This window comes from Thermomonas alba (genome assembly GCF_022419205.1).
Taxonomy (GTDB): Bacteria; Pseudomonadota; Gammaproteobacteria; order Xanthomonadales; family Xanthomonadaceae; genus Thermomonas; species Thermomonas alba.
The window spans coordinates 1-1530 of the sequence record NZ_JAJOZU010000021.1 but is presented as its reverse complement, the minus strand read 5'-3'; the positions used below and the strand labels follow the sequence as shown (position 1 = coordinate 1530).

At 63.3% G+C, this 1530-nt stretch carries 1 protein-coding gene; it reads right to left on the bottom strand.

All coding sequences use genetic code 11. The features are described from left to right. Positions 1-88 precede the first annotated feature (88 nt). Positions 89-1218 (bottom strand): IS3 family transposase gene (locus tag ML342_RS11505; RefSeq protein WP_439655200.1). Its coding sequence is split into 2 segments (ribosomal slippage): positions 89-963 and positions 963-1218, totalling 1131 coding nucleotides; the frame shifts between segments, so codons are not numbered across the junction. Positions 1219-1530 lie beyond the last annotated feature (312 nt).

Below are 1530 nucleotides of genomic sequence, written 5' to 3'. Positions count from 1 at the left end.
ACGTTATCGTTGCTCACGGTGGCGTACCTCGTGGTTGGGTGGACTCGTGACAAGCCCATTCCAACCCGGTACGCCGCCTCTCCTCAACTCAGGGGCGTGCACCAGATTCGGTCATATCTCGTTGATGGATTTGGATACGGTGGTTGGCAGCGAACTGGGCGGGTGGGATGCGGCCACAGCTGCTGTGGGGTCTGACCTCGTTGTAGTCGCGCCGCCACTCGCTGATCACGTCGCGGGCTTGGGCGAGTGACGTGAACCAGTGCTCGTTCAGGCACTCGTCGCGGAACTTGCCGTTGAAGCTCTCGATGTAGCCGTTTTGCATGGGGCGTCCGGGCTTGATCAGCAGGTGCGCGATGCCGTGCTGCTGGGTCCACGCGATGAAGGCGCGACTGGTGAACTCGGGGCCGTGGTCGGTGCGTACGGCGCGCGGATAACCGCGGAACCGGGCGGCTTGGTCCAGGGCACGGACGACATAGGCGCCGCTGATGCCATGGTCGACGGTGATGTTGACGCACTCATGGGTGAAGTCATCGGTCACCGTCAGGCACTTCAAGCGGCGGCCGTTGGCCAGCGCGTCGCTGACAAAATCCATGCTCCAGACTGCATTGGGCGCGGCAGCAGCCGCCAGGGCCTGGCGCTCGCCAGGCGGCCTGCGGATCTTCTTGCGACGGCGCACGGCCAGGTTTGGCTCGCGATAGAGGCGGTAGACCTTCTTATGGTTCACGGTCGGATACTCCAGGCGCAGCAGGTCGTGCAGACGGCGATAGCCGAACCTGCGGCGCACCTGTGCCAGTTCGATGATCCTGGCCGACAGCGCCTGCGTCGCAGGTGCCGGCTCGGGCGGATGACGGAAGGCGTCGCGGGATAGCCCCGCAAGGCGGCAGGCCCGTCGCTCGCTCACGGCCGAAGCCTCCAGCATGCGGCGGACCGCCTCGCGTTTGCGTTGCGGGGCTAGCGTTTTACCCCGAAGCCGATCTTCAGCGCCTCAATGTCCAGGTGCGCTTCCGCCAGGAGCCGCTTCAGGCGGTTGTTCTCCAACTCCAGCGCCTTCAGGCGCTTGGCGTCTTCCACCTCCATGCCGCCGCACTTCGCACGCCACGCGTAGAAGCTGGCCGGACTGAAGCCATGTTGCCGGGGCAGCTCCGACACTGCCATGCCAGCCTCGGCCTGCTTGATGAACCCGATGATTTGTTCCGTGGTGAATCGACTTTTGCGCATGTCCGTCCTCTCTGAATGACGGACTCTACCTAGTTTCCTGTGGTACGGCTCTGTGGGGGCAGGTCAACACAGCGAAAAAACGCCGCGTAAACCGTTGGTCAAGAACTACACGAAACAGGGATAAGGTCAGCCAGTGGTTCTACGAGTGCGAGCAGTGCCACACGGTGCTCAAGCCCAAGCCGGGTGACTGCTGGAGATATGACCGAATCTGGTGCACGCCCCTGAGTTGAGGAGAGGCGGCGTACCGGGTTGGAATGGGCTTGTCACGAGTCCACCCAACCACGAGGTACGCCACCGTGAGCAACGATAACG